This window comes from Mesorhizobium sp. M0968, assembly GCF_040319065.1.
In the GTDB taxonomy this organism is placed as follows: Bacteria; Pseudomonadota; Alphaproteobacteria; order Rhizobiales; family Rhizobiaceae; genus Mesorhizobium.
Genome location: NZ_JAMYNL010000020.1, coordinates 1 through 18413, shown reverse-complemented (window position 1 = coordinate 18413; position 18413 = coordinate 1). Strand labels below are relative to the sequence as shown.

The following is an 18413-nucleotide window of genomic DNA, read 5'->3' as shown; positions in this document are numbered from 1 at the left end:
GTCACTGACATTCAATGTTCAGTGACATTCAAATGCGGCGGCCAAACGGCCGGTCCATTCAACGTGCCGCCAGATTGGCCGGAAAGATCGAGCATGTTTCGGTGCCGAAAGCCAGCAGCTTGCCGTTGGCGTCGTTCACGCTGCTTCCGAAACCGTCAGCGTGCGGCCCTTGTGCACCACTTTGCCCTCGCACACCACCTCGCCCGTCCTTGGCGTGATCGGCCGCGTCAAATTCACTTTGAACTCGGCCGTCGCATAGGCCTCGCCCACCTGCGAAATGGTGCCAAGGCCGAGCGGCGAAACGTTTTCGGGATCAGGTTCAACTTCGCTCATCTGGTGGTTTCCCCGGTGGCGGCTTCCCCGGCGCTTGCCTTGCCGGATTCACGGCCGGGTGAATGATGCCTGCGCAAGGCGGCGAGAAACCCGGCGCGGGCGCCGGGAGGCTCGATGCCGCGCGGTTCGTAGACATGGCGGGTCAAAAAGAAGCCGGTCAGCTGGAAGGCGTCCTCGATCGCCGCCGGATCGGCGCGCAGCCCGGAGCCGCGCTGCAGGAAGGCAGGCAGCGCCAGCATCTTGTCGCGCCACGGCGCGCCCGCCGCCCGCGACACGGCGCGGCCGGATTTCGGCGAGACATAGGCAAGGTCCTGCCTGGTGCCGGTCGCCGCACACTGGCTGAGATCGAGGCCGAAACCGAGTTCGTCGAGTACCAGCAGCTCGAAGCGGGCCACCAGCTCGCCGGCGGCATCGGCATCGTCGAGATGAGCGATCATCACCGCAAGCGTCTCGTAAAGGCCGCCATGGGCGTCACGCTCAGGCAGAAGACGCAAATGCGCGGCCATCGTCTGCAGGCCGTAGACGGCAACGGCGCTGTCCATCAGCCGGGCGGCGTTCATCTCGATAGCCTCGACCTGGAAGGTGCCGAGATGCTCGTCTAGCCGCGCCCGCCACAACAGGTCGACGCGATTGCCGGGCTGCAAGACAGGCTGCTGTTTGCGCGAACGGCCGCCGCGCACGAGACCGAGATGGCGGCCATGCGCGCGCGTCATCACCTCGAGAATGGCGCTGGTTTCGCCATGCTTGCGGGTGCCGAGAATGATTCCCTCGTCGTGCCATTCCATGACGAGAGCTTGTCACCGGTTGGATGGCGAAATCAAGATGAGCGACTATCCGCCGCCAAACCAAAACGGCCCGTAGCGTATCGCTACGGGCCGTTTTTTACGAGATCGTCGTTTGATCAGAACGAGCGCTGGAAGCGGAAGATGCCGCCGATTGCGTCGGCATCGTCGGCATCGAAATTGTCGTAATAATCGACTTCGGCGGTGATCGTGTAACCAGGAACGATGGTGTAGGCGACGTTGGCCGCAACGGCGAAGTCTTGGTCGTCGGTATAGGAGACCTGGGCGTTCAAAGAGGTCTTCTTGTTGACGGCATAGCTGCCGCCGCCCCAGACGGCAAAGTTGCCAGTCCACGGCTTGTAGAAGTTCTTCGCGACGTTGTCGTCGCTGCCGTAGCCCGCCATCACGAACAGGGTCAGGTCAGTAATCGGCTTGACGTCGAGGCGAGCTTTGCCGGCCCATTCTTCCGACGTGCTGTTATAGGCGCCGACCGCGGTGATCGCACCCCAGTCGCCCTTGTATTTCACGCCGCCGACGACAAACGGAACGTAGCTGTCGATCGACTGGTCAGCGCCGGAGCCCGTTTCGACCGAGGCGACTGCCGTAAAGCCATTACCGCCGTCGAAATAGTAACTGATCAGGTTGGTGTCCTTGGTGCCGTAAGGAATGATAGTGTCCTGGACGACGTTGCCGGCGTAACCGATGAACGAATCATAGACAGTTTCATCCTTACCGACGCGGAAACCTCCAAGCTGGATCCAGGCGAAGTTCAGGGTAACCGCCTTGTTGTCCTGCACGCTGAAATCAACACCGCTCACGGTGCGTTTGGTATTGCCGAAGTTGAAACGGGTCTCGGTATAGGTCTTCAACGTGCCGAGCTCGGTTTCCTGGCCGGTCCACGTCTTGAGCGTGAAGCGGGCATTCTTGTTCCAGGTCTGCTGCTCGTCACCGTCCAAAAGGTCGTGTGTCGTCGCGCCATCGAAAACGCGGCCGGCGTCGCCGAAGCTGGCGTCATAGCGGACATAGCCGCCGATGCGCAGGCAGGTCTCGGTGCCGGGAATGTAGAAGTAGCCGGCGCCGTAGACGTCGCAAATCTTGACGTATTCGGCGGGTTCCCGCTCGGCGACCACAACAGCGTCGGCGGCGCGCGCACCGGAGACCGCGACGAATGCCGCGGCTGAGCCGAGAAGAAGGCTCTTGATATTCATTTTCTGACCTCTCCAGTCAAAGTTAAAAATGGCTTTGGATTCATGGGTTGAACGGCTGAACGCCTCACCCACGTCGAAAAAGGCGCGCACCGCACCCCCTCTTCAGGCGGCGAACATACTCATCCGCATTCCAGTCTCAATGACGATTCCAAAAATAATAATTGTTTGCATAACAGAATAAATCCATGTTGCACAAATATCACTTCATATTTGCTTCACATTTGCCCATCGGCACAAACGAGACACTGTCACAATTGAACAAAAATATACTTATGCCATTAGCCGGCAAACCGATCGGAATCCGACATACATTCCTTGTGCGTGTTCTTTTTTTAGAATAGACTTCTAACGTTGGCAGCGAGATCAAGCCGACTTCGCCATCGCTGCGTTCTGTGCGGCAAGAACGACTTCCGCCACCAGATCCCGTTTGAGCATTTCAATGGGAATACGTCCGGCGAGGCCGGGCGCGGGGCGGATCAGCCACGACCAGGCATGCCGTGGATCGGGCATCGCGGATAACACTTCCTTGATACCCGGCGCCGGCCTGCCGTCGATGAACTGCGCCAAAGGAAATACATGTTTGCGGCCACCGGTGCGCAACGCAACGACCGTGCCGCTGCGCTGCCAGCGATGCAGAGTCGAGCGCGATATGCCGAGATTGTGCTGCAGGAACGTCGACCCGGCGACCCGACCGGCCCAGTCCTCGACCCGCATCGAGTCGAGGTCGCCCGTTCCGGCCAGGCGTTGGATGTCTGCCCCTTGGCCTTCGTGCGCCGTCGACAGAGGCCTCCTGGCACGGCGTTCCGCAACTTCGGCTGCCAATATCCGCACGAAACGCGACGCCATACCGGGTAATCTTTCCCGCATGGTGTCGATCGCACTGATGTCGGTCGGCGCAAGCAAAGCGACGGCGGCGGCAACGGCGCCGGCGACCCTGCCCGCTGCAACGACCGCATCGCTGTTCGTCACCTTGCCTTGCCGCGCCAGCACGCGCTCGATCTCAACAGCGACGGCGTTTGCAAACTCGATCTGACGGATGCGGTCGATGCGATTCCAAGTCCCTGTCATGTCCTGATCTGGCTGCTTGCCCGCCGGTTCCGGTTTGCTCGGAAGCGGGTCTTTCGCACAGCCTATAGGCAGAGTGTGTGACGGAGAGACGACGAACGGGAACCATGGACGATCGCAGTGTCGGCAGGTGCTCGAACCGGTCTAACTGGCCGGTTCTGCATGAAATATCGCAAATTTTTCAGAACCCGCTCAGGATTTCCCGTCGCGCCGGTACCAATAGGAACGGGTCGACCCGACATGGCCGGCGCATGGTCTCCCGGAATGATTCGGTCGGCTGTTCAATATGCAAGTCGACCGATCGGGCAGCCCGGCGACCGCTCAGAAACCTGAGGCGGCCAACAGGCCGCTCTGCGGATCGCCCAAACAGGCTCAGTGCGGAAATTCGAGCCCCATTTCGCGGTAGCGCTCGGGGTCGTCACCCCAGTTCTCACGCACCTTGACGAACAGGAAGAGGTGCACCTTCTGTTCGAGTACGCCAGCTATTTCCATGCGTGCCGCCTGGCCGATGGCGCGGATCGTCTCGCCCTTATGGCCGAGCACGATTTTCTTCTGGCTGTCGCGCTCGACATAGATGGTCTGGTCGATGCGCACCGAGCCGTCCTTCTTCTCTTCCCATTTCTCCGTCTCGACATGGGAGGAATAGGGCAGTTCCTGATGCAGCCTGAGATAGAGCTTTTCGCGGGTGATCTCGGCGGCGAGCTGGCGCATCGGCAGGTCGGAGATCTGGTCTTCCGGGTAGTACCAGGGTCCGGCCGGCAGGGTCTCGGCGAGATAGTCGAGCAGGTCCTTGCAGCCGGATCCGGTCAGCGCCGAAACCATGAAGGTGCGCTTGAACGGCACCCTTTCGTTGGCTGCAGCCGACAATGCCAGCAGCGTCTCGTGCTTGACCCGATCGACTTTGTTGAGGATCAACACCATCGGCTGCCGAACATCCTTCAGCCGCTCGAGGATGGCGTCGGCATCGCCCCGGATGCCGCGCTCGGCGTCGATCAAGAGCAGCACGATATCGGCGTCCTTGGCGCCGCCCCACGCGGTCGTCACCATCGCCGTGTCCAGCCGGCGCTTCGGCTTGAATATGCCCGGCGTGTCGACGAAGACGATCTGCGCGTTGTTGTGGGTGGCAATGCCGCGCACGATCGCACGGGTGGTCTGCACCTTGTGCGTCACAATTGACACCTTGGCGCCGACCAATTGGTTGACCAGCGTCGATTTCCCCGCATTGGGCGCGCCGATCAGCGCGACGAAGCCGGAGCGGGTAGCGGGAGCTTCTGTTGCCGGAGCTTCGGTGGCGGTCATGCGGCACTCCCTTGATCGAGCCAGACGCCTTCCCGCTGCAGAAGTGCCGCGGCTGCAGCCTGCTCCGCCTCGCGCTTGGAGCGCCCGCTGCCGGTCGCCGGCGGATAGGCGCCAACCTTGACACTGACGGTGAACAGCGGATCGTGGTCCGGTCCCTCGCGGCTGTCGATTATGTAAACCGGCACTGCGCCTGCCGCCTGATGCGCCCATTCCTGGAGTTCGGTTTTCGCATCGCGACGGGCGGCGTCAATGGCTTGCGAGCGCGGCTGCCAGTATTTGTGGATGAAGGCACGGGCCGCTTCCAACCCTCCGTCGAGATAGAGCACGGCGATCAGCGATTCCAATGCATCGGCGCGCAGATTGACGCGCTTGCGCCCGTCGAGGCCGCGTACGTCCGAACCGGCGCGAATAAGTTCCGGCAGGCCGATCTCCTCGGCAATTTCCGCCAGGGCTTCAGCGTTGACCAGAGCGTTCAATCTCAGCGACAGCTCACCCTCGGCGGCGTCGGGAAATGCCGCCAGCAGCATATCGGCAACGACAAGGCCGAGAACGCGGTCGCCCAGGAATTCGAAACGTTCGTAGTCGATGCCGGCGTGACTGCCGCGAGCGCTGGCATGGGTCAGCGCCCGCTGCAGGCGCTGATGGTCGCCAAAACTGTGGCCGGTGCGCTCCCTGAGCGCCTCGGCGAGCGCATCGGCGGTCAGCCGTTTCGTCGCCGCCATGGCCCTAATTGACGAAGTGGAACAGGCGCGAGGCGCGCATCAGTGACGGCCATTTCCAGATTTCGAGCGGGCTGGCGCTGCCGCCGATCGAGAAGAAAATGAGGTTGGCGCGGCCGACCAAATTCTCGTCCGGCACGAAGCCGACGGTGAAGCGGCTGTCCGACGAGTTGTCGCGATTGTCGCCCATCATGAAATAGTGACCGGGCGGCACCTTGAACTCTTTGGTATTGTCGCCGATCGAAGCCTGCGTCAGGTCGAGCGTGTCGTAGCTGACGCCGTTCGGCAGCGTCTCGCGATAGACATCGACCGGCCCGTTCTCCTCGGTGATGTCGCGGTTGTCGATCTGCCCGACCTTGACGCGCGGCACGCCCACGTCATTGATGAAGAGCTGGCCATCCTTGACCTGGATCTTGTCGCCCGGCAGGCCGACGACGCGCTTGATATAATCGACAGAAGGATCCGGCGGAAACTTGAACACCACCACGTCGCCGCGCTTCGGCTCTGAGCCCCAGATGCGGCCCGAAAAGATGTTCGGCCCGAACGGCAGTGAATAGCGGGAGAAGCCGTAGGACCACTTGGTGACGAAGAGATAGTCGCCTTCGAGCAAAGTCGGCCGCATCGACCCGGACGGGATCGAGAACGGCTGGAACAGGAGCGTGCGGATGACCAGCGCAAGCAGCAGGGCCTGGACTATGACGCTGACGGTTTCGCCAAGTCCGCCGGATTTCTTCTGGGTTTTTTCAGCCACGCTCATGTCGTCCTCGATTGTGCGTTGGATGGTATAGAGTCTCGGCGCGCGCTGGGCAACGTCATGCCGGTGGTCAGATGCAATCAATGTGGCGCTTCTTCGACCGGCAACGCTTCAATGATCACAAAGGCTTGAGCGAGCGGAAAATCATCGGTGATGGTGAGGTGGATCACCGCGCGGTGCCCTTCAGGCAGAATTTCGTCCAGCCGCGCTGCCGCCCCATTGGTCAGCGCCATGGTCGGCTTGCCGCTGGCCAGGTTGACGACCCCCATGTCGCGCCAGAACACACCCTGCGCCATACCGGTGCCCAATGCCTTGGCGCAAGCTTCCTTGGCAGCGAAACGCTTGGCGTAGGAGGCCGCACGCGCCGCGCGGTTTTCGGACCGCGCCTGTTCGATCTCGGTGTAGATGCGCTGGATGAAGCGTTGGCCATGGCGCTCCAGCGACTTCTCGATGCGTCTGATGTCGATGAGGTCGCTGCCAATACCGATAATCATTCGGCAGGAACTTCCGGCCCGGTTTTTCCAGCCTTTGCCGCTCTTTCGGCCAGCCGCTTGCGGCGCTGCTCGTGGAAAGTGACCATGCCCCAGCGGGTGATGCCGTAAAACAGCAGGCCGAAAACCAGGCCGAGCGGTATTGCGCCGATCGTCATCGGCTTCAGCACCGGTCCCCACAATTGCGCAAAGGAAAGATTATGCAGCATGTCGCCGAGATGCGCGGGCGGGCCATGCGCCGGCAGGTGTTCATGCAGGATCAGCTTGCCGACCTCCCAGGAGGCGGCCCATAGCAGCGGAAAGGTCAGGGGGTTGCCGAAGACCGTGCCGAGTGCTGCCGCGACCAGATTGCCGGCGATCAGCCAGCACAGGATGGCAGCAATGATGAAGTGAAAGCCAAGCGGGAAAAACGACGCGAATACGCCCGCCGCAACACCTGCGGCCACGGCATGCGGCGTGGCCCTAAGCCGCAGGATGCGCTTGGAAAAATACCGCAGCGAGCGCGAGAACGAGCGGCGCGGCCACAAATAAGTACGCACCCGCTCGAAAAAACCATCAGGCTTGCGCCGTCGAAAAAGCACTCTGTTCCTGTTCCTAGTTCCATCGATGGCTTCACGCCGGCTTTTCCAGCCAGGCGCGACAGCCCCATGCTGCGCTCTGCGGTCGCCGAAAAGCAACTACGACTTTGATATAGCGATGCGCTGGCCGAAGAACAACGAGGCCGGGGCATCCGCTCGGTGGCCGCTCGCGCCAGCCTTGGGTATCGCCGTTCTGAACAGGGCATGATCGCGGCGAATTTAAGGAGCGTCACTTAGGATCGATATTCGCTGACCTCGACGAGATTGCCGTCCGGATCGCGGAAATAGACCGACATCATCGCCCCCCGAGCGCCGGCACGCTCGACCGGGCCGACCTCTATCACCACACCATTGGCGGCGAGGTTGGCACATATCTCGGCGAGCGGCCGGGCAGCAATCAAGCAGAAATCTCCGGAGCCCGGCGTCGGCGCCTTGGCCTTCGGCTCGAAGGTACGCCCGACCTGATGCACATTGATCTTCTGCATTCCAAACAGCAGCGCCGTTGGTCGGTCCGGCTCGTCGAGGCGCTTGAAGCCAAGCACGCGCTGATAGAAGGCGCAGGTATCGTCCACCGAACGAACCGTCAGCACGAAATGATCCATGCCGGCAATCACGGAAGCGCCTCTTGACTTGTTTTTATGCATGTCGTTGTCCCAAAACCGCCGCACACTTTTGGGCGACATGCATTAGATATTGCGGCTGCCGGGCTTGATCGCCGGTATGGCGGCGAGCTCGGGCGGCAGCCTGTCGGCCGGATAGGCCGGAACTTCATATTCGGCGAGCGCGATCAGCGGCACGCCGACATCGGTCTTGCCGGCCGAGCGGTCGATGATGCACGCAGCGGCAACGACATCGGCGCCAAGTGCGCGCAGACAGTCGATGGTCTCGCGGATCGACAGGCCGGTGGTGACGATGTCCTCGACAATGACGACGCGCGATCCCTTGGCGATCTCGAAGCGGCGCAGCCTGAATTCACCCCCTTCCCGCTCGACCCAGATCGCCGGCGCACCAAGATGGCGCGAGGTCTCATAGGCCGGGATCAGCCCGCCGATCGCCGGGCCGACGACGTAGTCGATCCTGCCGGGCACGTCAGTGCGGATCTTTTCGGCGAGCGCCTTGCACAAGCGCTCGGTCTTGTCGGCATGCATGAAAACACGCGCTTTCTGCAGAAAGACCGGGCTGCGCAGGCCCGACGTCAGGATGAAATGCCCTTCGAGCACGGCGCCGGCCTCGCGAAAAATACCCAGCACTTCATCGGTGTTCATCGTTCACTCCATGTCCATGGTGAATGGTGAATGGTAGTGAGAGCACCCTCTTCACTATTCACTATTCACCCATTCACGCGCCTTGCGTCACTGACGCTCGAATTGTCCTTTAGCTGCGACAGCAGCCGGTTCAAGTGCTTGAGGTCCCACACTTCGAGATCGATCAGCATTTCGGTGAAATCGGGCGCGGTGCGCACCATCGACAAAGTGTGGATGTTGGCGTCGTTGGATGCGACGACCTGTGCAATATCGGCCAGCGAACCCGGCGCGTTGATGGCGGTGACCGAGACGCGCGCCGGGAACCGCTCCTTGGTGCGCTCGTCAATGTCCCAGCGCACGTCGATCCAGCGCTCGGGCTGGTCGTCAAAGGCCTGCAGCGCCGGCGACTGGATCGGATAGATGGTGATACCGGTTCCCGGCTGCACGATGCCGACGATGCGATCGCCTGGCACTGCCCCCTCCGGCGCGAAGCGCACCGGCAGATCGCCGCGCACACCGCGGATCGGCACCGCGTCGTCGCGCGGCTGGTTCTTGTCCTTGCGTGCGGCGCGGCCCGGAATCTGGAACAGCATGCCGGCGGCGTTGCGGATCTTCGACCAGCCCTCCTCGCGCTGCTTGGGCGCTACCAGCGTGACACGCTCGTCCTTGTAGTCGGGAAACACCGCCTTCATGACATCGGTGGAGGCAACTTCGCCTCGGCCGACCGCGGCCAACACATCCTCGATGTCCTTGCGCGCCAGCCGGTGCAGCACCGGCTTCAGGCTTTCCTTGGTGAAGGTCTTGCCGGACCGTTCGAAGGCGCGCTCCAGAATGCGGATACCGAGACCTGAATATTGCTTGCGAATGGCGTTCTTGGTGGCGCGGCGGATGGCCGAGCGTGCCTTGCCGGTGACGACCACCGATTCCCACGCCGCCGGCGGGACCTGCGCCTTCGAGCGGATGATCTCGACCTCGTCGCCGTTCTTCAGCTCCGTCATCAGCGGCATGATGCGGCCATTGACCTTGGCGCCGACGCAAGTGTCGCCGACGTCGGTGTGGACGGCATAGGCAAAGTCGATCGGCGTGGCGCCGCGCGGCAGCGCGATCAGCATGCCCTTCGGCGTGAAGCAGAATACCTGGTCCTGAAACAGTTCCAGCTTGGTGTTTTCGAGGAAGTCCTCGGGATTGTCGCCTTCGGCAAGCTGCTCGATGGTGCGCCGCAGCCAGGCATAGGCATTGGTTTCCTTCGAGATCGCATGGGCGGCACCATTCATCTTGCCACCGGTATCCTTATAGATCGAATGAGCAGCGACGCCGTATTCGGCGATCTTGTTCATTTGATAGGTGCGGATCTGCAATTCGACGCGCTGGCGCGACGGGCCGACGATGGTGGTGTGGATCGAGCGGTAGTCGTTCTGCTTCGGCGTGGAGATGTAGTCCTTGAAGCGGCCGGGCACCATCGACCAGGTGGTGTGGATGGCGCCGAGCGCCCGGTAGCAGTCCTCGACGGTATCGACGACGACGCGAAAGCCGAAGATGTCGGACAGCTGCTCGAAGGACAACGCCTTGGCTTCCATCTTGCGGAACACCGACCACGGCTTCTTCTGCCGGCTCTTGACCTCGGCCTTGATCGAATATTTGTCGAACAGCGCGGAGAGCGCCTTCTCGATCTCCGACAGCACGCCCTTGTTGCGCTCGAAGATTTCGGCCAGCCGTGCGGTGACGGCGCGGTAGGCTTCCGGATTGATGAAGCGGAAGGCAATCTCTTCCAGCTCCTCGCGCATGCCTTGCATGCCCATGCGGCCGGCCAGCGGCGCATAGATGTCCATCGTCTCTTCGGCGATGCGCAGGCGCTTGGCTTCCGGCACATGGTCGAGCGTGCGCATATTGTGCAGGCGGTCGGCGAGCTTGACCAGAAGCACGCGCACGTCTTCCGAGATCGCCAGCAACAGCTTGCGCAGGTTCTCCGCCTGCTCGGCCTTCTTCGAGACGAGGTCGAGCTTCTTCAGCTTGGTCAGGCCCTCGACCAGCTTGCCCATTTCCGGGCCGAACAATTCGTCGATCTCGGCCCTGGTCGCCGTGGTGTCCTCGATCGTGTCGTGCAGCAAGGCAACGGCGATCGTCGCCTCGTCCATGTGCATTTCGGTGAGGATGGCGGCGACTTCGAGCGGATGCGAGAAATACGGGTCGCCGGAGGCGCGTTTCTGGTGGCCATGCTTCTGCATGGCGTAGACATAGGCCTTGTTGAGCAGCGCCTCGTTGACGTCAGGCTTGTAGCGCTGGACGCGCTCGACAAGCTCATACTGACGCATCATGGGCGGGATCTCGCAATGCTGAAATGAATCATGCGCCGCACTGGCGTACGGCGCATGTCATAGATAGCCACGAAACTGCCGACGCGAAAGTGTCGGCAGTTGTCGCTAAGATCAATAATCGTCGCTTTTTTCCGGCGGCACCAGGCCTTCGATGCCGGCCAACAGGTCTTCTTCGGTCATGCGATCGAAGGTGACGTTGTCCTCGGCGTCGTCGGCATCGGTGGCCGCAACGGCGCTGCCGGTCTGGTCGGCAATCGCCTCGCCATCGGCTTCCGGCTCGTCGACCTCGACATGCTTCTGCAGCGAATGGATGAGATCTTCCTTGAGGTCGTCCGGCGACAGCGTCTCTTCGGCGATTTCGCGGAGCGCAACGACCGGATTCTTGTCGTTGTCGCGCGGTACGGTGATCTGCGCGCCCTGGCTGATCTGACGGGCGCGGTGGCCGGCCAGGAGCACCAGCTCGAAGCGGTTGTCGACCTTGTCGATGCAATCTTCAACGGTTACGCGGGCCATGAGTTGCCCCTTTCATGCCTGGATCTGATGGAAAACAGGCGCGGTCCATAACCCGAACGCCGCCAAAATACAAGCTTTTATGGCGGTGCGCAGCTCTGACGCGGGCCGCCTGCGGCGACACAGCGCCGATCACAATTGCTTGCGGTGCGCCATGGTGCCTTGGATTGCCGTAAAACTGGCGTTATCTCGAACGATGAAGGCCAACAGGTCTATTATCAGACCGGCCGATAGTCGCCACGCATTTAGACGACCGCTTATTTCGAAAAAGGACATTTTCCATGTTCGATCCTCGTGAAAAAATCGCTCTCTTTATCGACGGTGCCAATCTCTACGCCACCTCGCGCGCGCTGGGCTTTGACATCGATTACCGCAAACTTCTGGCGAGTTTCCAGAAACGTGGCTATCTGCTGCGCGCTTATTACTACACCGCGCTGGTCGAGGATCAGGAATACTCCTCGATACGGCCGCTGATCGACTGGCTTGACTATAACGGCTTCAAGGTGGTGACCAAACCGGCCAAGGAATTCACCGACTCGACCGGCCGGCGCAAGATCAAGGGCAATATGGATATCGAGCTGACCGTCGATGCGCTCGAGCTTGCCGATGTCGTCGACCATTATGTCATCTTTTCGGGCGACGGCGATTTCCGCACGCTGGTCGAGGCGCTGCAGCGGCGCGGGCGCAAGGTGTCGATCGTCTCGACCATGGCTTCGCAGCCGCCGATGATCTCCGACGATCTGCGCCGCCAGGCCGACCATTTCATCGACTTGATGACGCTCAAGAATGAAGTCGGCCGCGACCCGTCGGAGCGGCCGGTGCGCCGGCCCGAACCGGCCGAAGTCGACGAGGAAGACTATTGACGGTCGTTGCCTTGACCGCTCCCCTGGTCGTCTCCCCCGAACCCGATCGCGATTGCCCGCTCTGCCCGCGGTTGCACGATTTCATCGCCGAGTGGCGGCGGCGCGAGCCGTCCTGGTTCAACGCGCCGGTGCCGACCTTTTTGCCGCCGGAAGGCGAGGACGCAGTGCGTCTGCTGATCGTCGGGCTGGCGCCTGGACTGCGCGGGGCGAACCGGACGGGGCGCCCCTTCACCGGCGATTTTGCCGGCGACCTGCTCTACAACACGCTGATCGCGCACGGCTTTGCGCGCGGCGAATTCAAAGCGCGACCGGATGACGGGCTGGAGCTTGTCGGTACGGCGATTACCAATGCGGTGCGCTGCGTGCCGCCGGACAACAAGCCGGTTGGCGCCGAGATAGCGACCTGCCGGACGTTCCTGGTGCCGACGATCGCGCGATTTCCAAATCTGCGCGCTGTGCTGGCGCTTGGCTCGATCGCGCACCAGTCGACCGTGCGGGCGCTCGGCCAACGCGTTGCCGCCTATCCGTTCCGGCATGGTGGGCAGCAGCAGGCCAATGGCATCACGCTGTTTTCCAGCTATCATTGCTCGCGCTACAACACCAATACCGGCGTGTTGACGGAAGCGATGTTCGTCAACGTCTTCAGTCAGATAGAAGCTTTTCTGAAGACATAGAGTCGGACGACGCCGGCCAGGGCACGAGCCCTAGATTCGGGCGATCGCGAACAACCAGGCCAGGAGATCCAGCAACCACAGAAATAGTGCAAGCTGCAGCGCGACGCGCAGGCGTTGGATGATCCGCCAATTGCTGGCCATGTCGGATTTGATGCGCAGCGCAAGCGCTCGGTGCATCCCGTCCAGGGTTGCGGGAGGGTGCTGATCGACGAAGTCCTGGAGCAGCTTCTCTGGATCGAAACGGAACGTATAGTTATAATACGGCCAAACCATAATCGCGACCAGCAGCCCGATAAGAAAAAGCAATATCAGCGCCAGCCAGTCCCAGGGCCCCACGCCATCCAGGAGCGCCCTGCCTCCGAGGAGAGAACTCGCGAACGCGGTTGCGAAGATCAGATTGCCGGCGCGCGTATTGAGACTTTCAACCACGCCCTGCTGGTGCTGGAGGCCACGCACCGCCTCCGCATAGACAAATGCCAGGCGGGGGTCGCCGCCGTCCGTCGCAGCAGGCGGGGCGTTGCTGTCATTGGTTGATGAAGGGCGCTCCGGCATCAAATGTACTTAGCACGGCGCCGCCTGCGATATGAATAGCCAGATGGGGAACGCGCTTCGTCGCTCTGTCTTCGTGCCATCGAGGGTGTTTTGGTGGACAGGAATAGCATCAATCCGACGCTGTCGCTTCAGGCGCTGCGGCAAACAATGCGGCCAGCGTCGCAGGTCCGCCCTGGAGAACATTCAGGTCGACGTCGCCGCTGATGCCGTCGACGCGGCCCCGGTTGTGATACTGCCAGTAGATCCAGTTGTCATGGCCCGGCCGCAGCGCCAGCGAACGCAGCCAGCGCGGGCGGCTGGCTAGCTGCCCGGCATAGGCTTGCGCCGCCTCGTCGGTCACGTAGAGGATCGCCGTCTTGCCGAACGCCGCCTCGACCGGGCCGAGGAAGGCGGAGAGTTCGGCGCTCAGTTGTTCGGGAGTTGGCCGCTGCGGGCAATTGCCGCCGAACTCGATGTCTACCACCGGCGGCAGCAAAGGCTGATCGTGCGGCACCACCGAGATGAAGTTGCGTGCCTGATCCGCACCCGGTCTGCAGAAGGTGAAGAAATGATAGGCACCGACGGCAAGACCGGCGGCGCGGGCCGCGCGCAAATTGGCGGCGAAGGCATCGTCGACATGATCGCCGCCTTCCGTCGCCTTGATCACGGTGAAGGCGACATCGTCGGCGGCAACACGCCGCCAGTCGATCTGCCGCTGATGATGGGAGACGTCGATGCCCCTGACCGGATATTTGCGGCGGTCCGGAGAAAACGTCTGGAAGTAGGTATAGCCGCCGGCCAAAACGAGGCCCGCCACGAGCAGACCGGCCGCGCCCCATAAGACGATCCGGTTTTTCAAACGAGACCTACCCCTTTTTGTCCGCCCTGCCCGCCGCTATGGCTCCGGGCGTTCGTCGCTCGAAAAGCCAAATCGCTGGCTTTTCGTCCGCCTCGCGGACCGCGCCTCACCCTCGCTCCTTCAGCAGCCGGCCCTTCTCGCGCGACCAGTCGCGCTGTTTTTCTGTCTCGCGCTTGTCGTGCAGCTTCTTGCCGCGGCCAACGGCGAGCAACAGCTTGGCACGGCCTTGGTCGTTGAAGTAGATCTTCAGCGGCACCAGCGTCATGCCTTCGCGGTCGACGCTTTGCGCCAGCTTGGCCATCTCACGCTTGTTGAGCAGCAGTTTGCGGCGGCGGCGCGGCTCATGGTTGAAGCGGTTGGCCTGCAGATACTCCGGCAAATAGGAGTTGATCAGCCAGATCTCGCCGCCCTCGACCGAGGCGTAGCTGTCCTGGATATTGGCCTGGCCCTGGCGCAGCGATTTCACTTCCGTACCGGTCAGCACCAAGCCGGCCTCGATCGTGTCGAGCACCTCATAGGAAAACCGCGCCTTGCGGTTTTCCGCAACGGTCTTGTTGTTGGGATCGGCTTTTCTGACTTGATTCATGATGCGGAGAGGTGGCGCCTCATCCCTAGTTTATCAAGCCGGCGTGCTTCATCGCCGCGTCGATCTTCTCGGCGGTCGACGGCTCGACCGTCATTAGCGGCGAGCGCAGCACGTTCTCGACCTTGCCCAGCTTCGACAGCGCATATTTCGCGCCGGAAACGCCGGGCTCCATGAAAATCGCCTTGTGCAGCGGCAACAGACGGTCCTGCAGGTCGAGCGCCTTAGCGCTGTCGCCGGAAAGCGTTGCCTCCTGGAATTCAGCGCAAAGCCTGGGTGCGACATTTGCCGTCACCGAAATACAGCCGACGCCGCCATGCGCGTTGAAGCCGAGCGCCGAGGCGTCTTCGCCGGAGAGCTGGATGAAATCCTTGCCGCAGGTGGCGCGCTGCTCCGAAACCCGCTCGACCTTGCCGGTGGCATCCTTGACGCCGACGATGTTCTTGAAGTCATGCACCAACTGGCCCATCGTCTCGGGGCTCATGTCGACCACCGAGCGCGGCGGAATGTTGTAGATGATGATCGGCAGGCCGGTTGCCTTGGCGACGGCGGCGAAATGCGCATAGAGGCCGCGCTGTGTCGGTCTGTTGTAATAGGGCGTGACGACAAGGGCCGCGTCGGCGCCCGCCTTCTCGGCATACTGGACTAGGCCGACCGCCTCTTCGGTGTTGTTGGAGCCGGCGCCGGCGACGACCGGAACCCGGCCCTTGGCGACCTCGATGCAAACCTTGACGACTTGGCGGTGCTCGTCATGCGACAGCGTCGGCGACTCGCCGGTGGTGCCGACCGGGACCACGCCCGTCGTGCCTTCGGCGATCTGCCAGGCGATGAACGCGCGAAAGGCTTTCTCGTCGAAACGGCCGCTCTTTTCGAACGGTGTGACGAGCGCGGTCAGCGAGCCTCTTAGCATGTCGTCCAACTCCTTGGGACTAGCGCATGACCCCGAAAATCGCAGTCGATTTCGGAAAGGGTTATGCGCCAAATTTAAATTGCTACATCGTCCTTTGCGCGTCTGAGAAGACCCGCGGCGCTGTAGGTGTTTGTCGTGCGCGCCTTCTAGCCGAAAGCGAAGCGGCGCACCATAGTCTCGACATTGTTGCGCGGCAAGCATTGCGCCAGCAATTGCAATTCGAACGACCTCGATAAGGTTTTCTTTACGGGCCCTTCATCACAGACGAATAGGCTGCAGTTCATCTGTGCCAGTGATAGCATCGAAGAATAGGAAATGACCAAATCCATGCCGACCAGGCGGCCCCATCTTTTCGCGCTTCTCGGCGCGATCGTTGTGCTGGTCCCCGGCGCGGCGATCGGCGGCAGCGTCGATGGGCAGGTCACGTCGGCGATCCCGATGACGGAGCCGCAGAACGATGCACTGCAGCAGTCCCCTTCGCCATCCGCCAGCGTCGCGGTGCTGAAGAGCGGTCTCGATGCGCTGGCGGCAAACGACATTCAGCGCGCGCGCCAGGCGCGTGAAGCGCTGCCGGCCAAATCGCTCGATCGGCACATCCTTGCCTGGGCGATTGCGCTCTATGGCGGCGACCAGGTGCCGAGCGGTGACATCGCCGATGCCGCGAAGATGCTGCCGAACTGGCCGGGCACGATCGCCTTGCGCAAGAACAGCGAGCGCGCGCTCTATCGCGAGAACCCCGCGCCACAGGTCGTGGTGCGGGCGTTCGACGGCAGCCAGCCGCTGACCTTCGAGGGCGTGGTGATCCTTGCGCGCTCCTATGTAGCGCTAGGCAATACCAAGGCGGCGCGCTCGGTGCTGTCGCCATTCTGGCGCACCGAAAAGCTCGAAGCCGGGGACGAGGCGGCGGTCATCCGCGAGTTCGGCGCGCTGATCCCGGCCGCCGACCATCGCTTCCGCATGGAGCGCATGTTTTATGCCGACCGGGTCGCTTCGGCGCTACGCGTCGCCGGTCTCGCCGGCGCCCAGCAATTGGCCGACGCCTGGGCGGCGGTCAGCAAGGGCGACAAGAACGCGGCCAAGCTGCTGAAGGCGGTGCCGGCAGCGCAGCGGGCGGTCGGCTATCTCTTTGCCGAAGCCGAATATCTGCGCAAGCAACAGAAATTTTCCGACGCGGCCGCGCTGGTGATGAAGGCGCCGGGCGATCGTGACGCTCTGGTCGATGCGGACGCCTGGTGGGTCGAACGCCGGGTGCTGTCGCGCGAGCTGGTCGACCAGGGCGACATGAAGACCGCCTACAGAATAGTCGCCGCGCATGCCGCCGAAAGTCCCGCCAATGCCGCCGAGGCGGAATTCCATGCAGGCTGGTACGCGTTGCGCGGCCTCAACGACCCGAGCACCGCCGCCAAGCATTTTGCGCAAATCGCGGAGCTCGCCCAAGGGCCGATGTCGCTGTCACGCGCCTATTACTGGCTCGGCCGTGCCGCCGAAGTCGGCGGGCCCGGCAATGCCAAGGATTTTTTCAGCCGTGCCGCCAGCTACGGCACGACCTTTTACGGCCAGCTCGCCGGCGAGCGTGTCGGCCGGAAGACCCACAATATCGTCTACCCCCAGCCAAGTGCCGCCGACCGCCGGAATTTTGCCACCCGCGAGGCGGTCAGCGCCATCGAGCGGCTGCAGCAGGCAGGCTATGACCGCTATGCCGAAACCCTCTACCGCGACCTTGCCGGGCAGCTGAACAGCCCCGGCGAACTGGCGCTGCTTGCGGTGTTGGCGGAAAGACAAGGCAACCATTTCATGGCGCTGAAGGTCGGCAAGATCGCCGGCGCACGTGGCATCGATGTCGGCGCGCTGTCGCATCCGCTCGGCGTCATTCCCGACACCGCCAACATTTCCGGCTCGGGCAAGGCGCTGGCCTATGCGATTGCCCGCCAGGAAAGCGAGTTCAACATCGGCGCCGTCTCCAGCGCCGGCGCGCGCGGACTGCTGCAGCTGATGCCAGGCACGGCCAAGCAATTGGCGAAGAAGGCCGGCATGACTTTCTCGCAGGCCCGGCTGACCACCGATGCCGGCTACAATGCAACGCTGGGCGCCGCCTTTCTCGGCGAGCAGCTCGGCCGTTTCGACGGCTCCTACGTGCTGACCTTCGCCGGCTACAATGCCGGCCCCGCACGCGCCGCCCAGTGGGTGACGAAATACGGCGATCCGCGCGGCAAGGACGTCGACGCCGTCGTCGACTGGATAGAGCGGATTCCCTATACGGAAACAAGAAGTTACGTTCAGCGCGTGATGGAGAATTACGAGGTCTACAAGATGCGTATCTCCGGCAAGTACGATATTGTCGGAGATCTGGTGAACGGCCGGGGGTGACGACCGGTCTCAAACCAAGTCAGCTGCGATCCTTCGCGAATTTGTCGGTCACGGCGTATTTTGTTCTTGCTTTGTGCCGGCAGCTATGCTACTAATTTCGGTATGGTGCTAATTGGCTCCAACGACCCGCCCACCGAGGCGGTTTTTTTGTTTCTGGCTATGAAGGTTCCGGACGTGGAGTTGGCGGGACAGCGGCCCGCTCTGTCCTGCCCTCCTTGCCAATCACCAGACATCCCCCCAAGCGCAGGGCAATCGCATTTGGATTCTTACGAAGATGGACCCCCACCCTAACCCTCCCCACAAGGGGGAGGGAACGCTGCCGCATGCC

20 protein-coding genes are annotated in these 18413 nt (G+C 62.2%); 3 read left to right on the top strand and 17 right to left on the bottom strand.

The genetic code is table 11. The features are described from left to right. Positions 1–135: 135 nt before the first annotated feature. The 13 genes from NKH67_RS25635 to rpoZ form a co-directional block, all read right to left on the bottom strand. The gene (locus NKH67_RS25635) at positions 136–333 is read right to left on the bottom strand and encodes a hotdog fold domain-containing protein (RefSeq protein ID WP_352501821.1); all 198 of its coding nucleotides are present in this window, start codon (positions 331–333) and stop codon (positions 136–138) included. Continuing rightward, entirely contained in the window at positions 330–1118 is a 789-nt protein-coding gene (gene recO / locus NKH67_RS25630; protein WP_352501820.1) for a DNA repair protein RecO, read from the bottom strand. The genes NKH67_RS25635 and recO overlap by 4 nt, the downstream gene beginning before the upstream one ends. A gap of 116 nt (positions 1119–1234) precedes the next feature. Beyond that, positions 1235–2323, bottom strand: a complete 1089-nt coding sequence (locus NKH67_RS25625; RefSeq protein ID WP_352501819.1) for a porin — start codon at positions 2321–2323, stop codon at positions 1235–1237. Between the two features lie 363 nt (positions 2324–2686). Then, complete coding sequence (locus NKH67_RS25620) at positions 2687–3391, bottom strand: antitoxin Xre/MbcA/ParS-like domain-containing protein (protein ID WP_352501818.1); 705 nt, start codon at positions 3389–3391, stop codon at positions 2687–2689. Between the two features lie 369 nt (positions 3392–3760). Beyond that, positions 3761–4687 (bottom strand): GTPase Era, encoded by a 927-nt coding sequence (era, locus tag NKH67_RS25615; protein WP_352501817.1) that lies wholly within the window; start codon positions 4685–4687, stop codon positions 3761–3763. After that, on the bottom strand, positions 4684–5409 hold the full coding sequence (gene rnc / locus NKH67_RS25610; protein WP_352501816.1) for a ribonuclease III: 726 nt from the start codon (positions 5407–5409) through the stop codon (positions 4684–4686). Before rnc ends, era begins: the two co-directional genes overlap by 4 nt. Before the next feature lie 4 nt (positions 5410–5413). Further along, complete coding sequence (gene lepB / locus NKH67_RS25605; RefSeq protein WP_352471047.1) at positions 5414–6163, bottom strand: signal peptidase I; 750 nt, start codon at positions 6161–6163, stop codon at positions 5414–5416. 77 nt (positions 6164–6240) lie between these two features. Then, positions 6241–6654: a holo-ACP synthase gene (gene acpS / locus NKH67_RS25600; protein WP_352467214.1), complete on the bottom strand. Its 414-nt coding sequence runs from the start codon at positions 6652–6654 to the stop codon at positions 6241–6243. Next, positions 6651–7232, bottom strand: coding sequence for a DUF2062 domain-containing protein (locus NKH67_RS25595; RefSeq protein WP_023677769.1), 582 nt, complete (start codon positions 7230–7232; stop codon positions 6651–6653). Before NKH67_RS25595 ends, acpS begins: the two co-directional genes overlap by 4 nt. A gap of 230 nt (positions 7233–7462) precedes the next feature. Continuing rightward, positions 7463–7873, bottom strand: a complete 411-nt coding sequence (locus NKH67_RS25590; protein WP_352501815.1) for a VOC family protein — start codon at positions 7871–7873, stop codon at positions 7463–7465. Between the two features lie 42 nt (positions 7874–7915). Next, positions 7916–8494, bottom strand: coding sequence for an orotate phosphoribosyltransferase (gene pyrE, locus NKH67_RS25585; RefSeq protein WP_352471045.1), 579 nt, complete (start codon positions 8492–8494; stop codon positions 7916–7918). 65 nt (positions 8495–8559) lie between these two features. Next, complete coding sequence (locus NKH67_RS25580) at positions 8560–10788, bottom strand: RelA/SpoT family protein (RefSeq protein ID WP_352501814.1); 2229 nt, start codon at positions 10786–10788, stop codon at positions 8560–8562. Between the two features lie 111 nt (positions 10789–10899). Then, positions 10900–11301 (bottom strand): DNA-directed RNA polymerase subunit omega, encoded by a 402-nt coding sequence (rpoZ, locus tag NKH67_RS25575; protein WP_023677773.1) that lies wholly within the window; start codon positions 11299–11301, stop codon positions 10900–10902. Positions 11302–11579: 278 nt separating this feature from the next. Between rpoZ and NKH67_RS25570 the strand changes: the two genes are divergently transcribed. Beyond that, entirely contained in the window at positions 11580–12161 is a 582-nt protein-coding gene (locus NKH67_RS25570) for a LabA-like NYN domain-containing protein (RefSeq protein WP_023677774.1), read from the top strand. Continuing rightward, the gene (locus NKH67_RS25565) at positions 12158–12835 is read left to right on the top strand and encodes a uracil-DNA glycosylase (RefSeq protein ID WP_245274739.1); all 678 of its coding nucleotides are present in this window, start codon (positions 12158–12160) and stop codon (positions 12833–12835) included. The genes NKH67_RS25570 and NKH67_RS25565 overlap by 4 nt, the downstream gene beginning before the upstream one ends. A 30-nt stretch (positions 12836–12865) precedes the next feature. Here NKH67_RS25565 and NKH67_RS25560 read toward each other — a convergent pair whose 3' ends face one another. From NKH67_RS25560 to dapA, 4 genes are all read right to left on the bottom strand, one after another. Next, a complete protein-coding gene (locus NKH67_RS25560; RefSeq protein ID WP_352471043.1) occupies positions 12866–13387 on the bottom strand; it encodes a hypothetical protein in 522 nt (173 codons plus the stop codon). A gap of 109 nt (positions 13388–13496) precedes the next feature. Beyond that, positions 13497–14225, bottom strand: coding sequence for a GH25 family lysozyme (locus NKH67_RS25555; protein WP_352501813.1), 729 nt, complete (start codon positions 14223–14225; stop codon positions 13497–13499). A 106-nt stretch (positions 14226–14331) separates the two neighbouring features. After that, positions 14332–14811 (bottom strand): SsrA-binding protein SmpB, encoded by a 480-nt coding sequence (smpB, locus tag NKH67_RS25550; protein WP_023768487.1) that lies wholly within the window; start codon positions 14809–14811, stop codon positions 14332–14334. Positions 14812–14836: 25 nt separating this feature from the next. Further along, positions 14837–15718: a 4-hydroxy-tetrahydrodipicolinate synthase gene (gene dapA, locus NKH67_RS25545; protein ID WP_352501812.1), complete on the bottom strand. Its 882-nt coding sequence runs from the start codon at positions 15716–15718 to the stop codon at positions 14837–14839. A gap of 327 nt (positions 15719–16045) precedes the next feature. Between dapA and NKH67_RS25540 the strand changes: the two genes are divergently transcribed. Further along, entirely contained in the window at positions 16046–18085 is a 2040-nt protein-coding gene (locus NKH67_RS25540) for a lytic transglycosylase domain-containing protein (protein ID WP_352501911.1), read from the top strand. Positions 18086–18413 lie beyond the last annotated feature (328 nt).

Excerpts from the sequence above, each read along its gene's own strand:
- smpB (WP_023768487.1), bottom strand. The coding sequence starts at position 14,811 with ATGAATCAAGTCAGAAAAGCCGATCCCAACAACAAGACCGTTGCGGAA.
- pyrE (WP_352471045.1), bottom strand. The coding sequence starts at position 8,494 with ATGAACACCGATGAAGTGCTGGGTATTTTTCGCGAGGCCGGCGCCGTG.
- rnc (WP_352501816.1), bottom strand. The coding sequence starts at position 5,409 with ATGGCGGCGACGAAACGGCTGACCGCCGATGCGCTCGCCGAGGCGCTC.
- era (WP_352501817.1), bottom strand. The coding sequence starts at position 4,687 with ATGACCGCCACCGAAGCTCCGGCAACAGAAGCTCCCGCTACCCGCTCC.
- acpS (WP_352467214.1), bottom strand. The coding sequence starts at position 6,654 with ATGATTATCGGTATTGGCAGCGACCTCATCGACATCAGACGCATCGAG.
- NKH67_RS25590 (WP_352501815.1), bottom strand. The coding sequence starts at position 7,873 with ATGCATAAAAACAAGTCAAGAGGCGCTTCCGTGATTGCCGGCATGGAT.
- NKH67_RS25580 (WP_352501814.1), bottom strand. The coding sequence starts at position 10,788 with ATGATGCGTCAGTATGAGCTTGTCGAGCGCGTCCAGCGCTACAAGCCT.
- dapA (WP_352501812.1), bottom strand. The coding sequence starts at position 15,718 with ATGCTAAGAGGCTCGCTGACCGCGCTCGTCACACCGTTCGAAAAGAGC.
- NKH67_RS25560 (WP_352471043.1), bottom strand. The coding sequence starts at position 13,387 with ATGCCGGAGCGCCCTTCATCAACCAATGACAGCAACGCCCCGCCTGCT.
- NKH67_RS25620 (WP_352501818.1), bottom strand. The coding sequence starts at position 3,391 with ATGACAGGGACTTGGAATCGCATCGACCGCATCCGTCAGATCGAGTTT.
- rpoZ (WP_023677773.1), bottom strand. The coding sequence starts at position 11,301 with ATGGCCCGCGTAACCGTTGAAGATTGCATCGACAAGGTCGACAACCGC.
- NKH67_RS25625 (WP_352501819.1), bottom strand. The coding sequence starts at position 2,323 with ATGAATATCAAGAGCCTTCTTCTCGGCTCAGCCGCGGCATTCGTCGCG.
- lepB (WP_352471047.1), bottom strand. The coding sequence starts at position 6,163 with ATGAGCGTGGCTGAAAAAACCCAGAAGAAATCCGGCGGACTTGGCGAA.
- NKH67_RS25635 (WP_352501821.1), bottom strand. The coding sequence starts at position 333 with ATGAGCGAAGTTGAACCTGATCCCGAAAACGTTTCGCCGCTCGGCCTT.
- recO (WP_352501820.1), bottom strand. The coding sequence starts at position 1,118 with ATGGAATGGCACGACGAGGGAATCATTCTCGGCACCCGCAAGCATGGC.
- NKH67_RS25540 (WP_352501911.1), top strand. The coding sequence starts at position 16,046 with ATGCCGACCAGGCGGCCCCATCTTTTCGCGCTTCTCGGCGCGATCGTT.
- NKH67_RS25570 (WP_023677774.1), top strand. The coding sequence starts at position 11,580 with ATGTTCGATCCTCGTGAAAAAATCGCTCTCTTTATCGACGGTGCCAAT.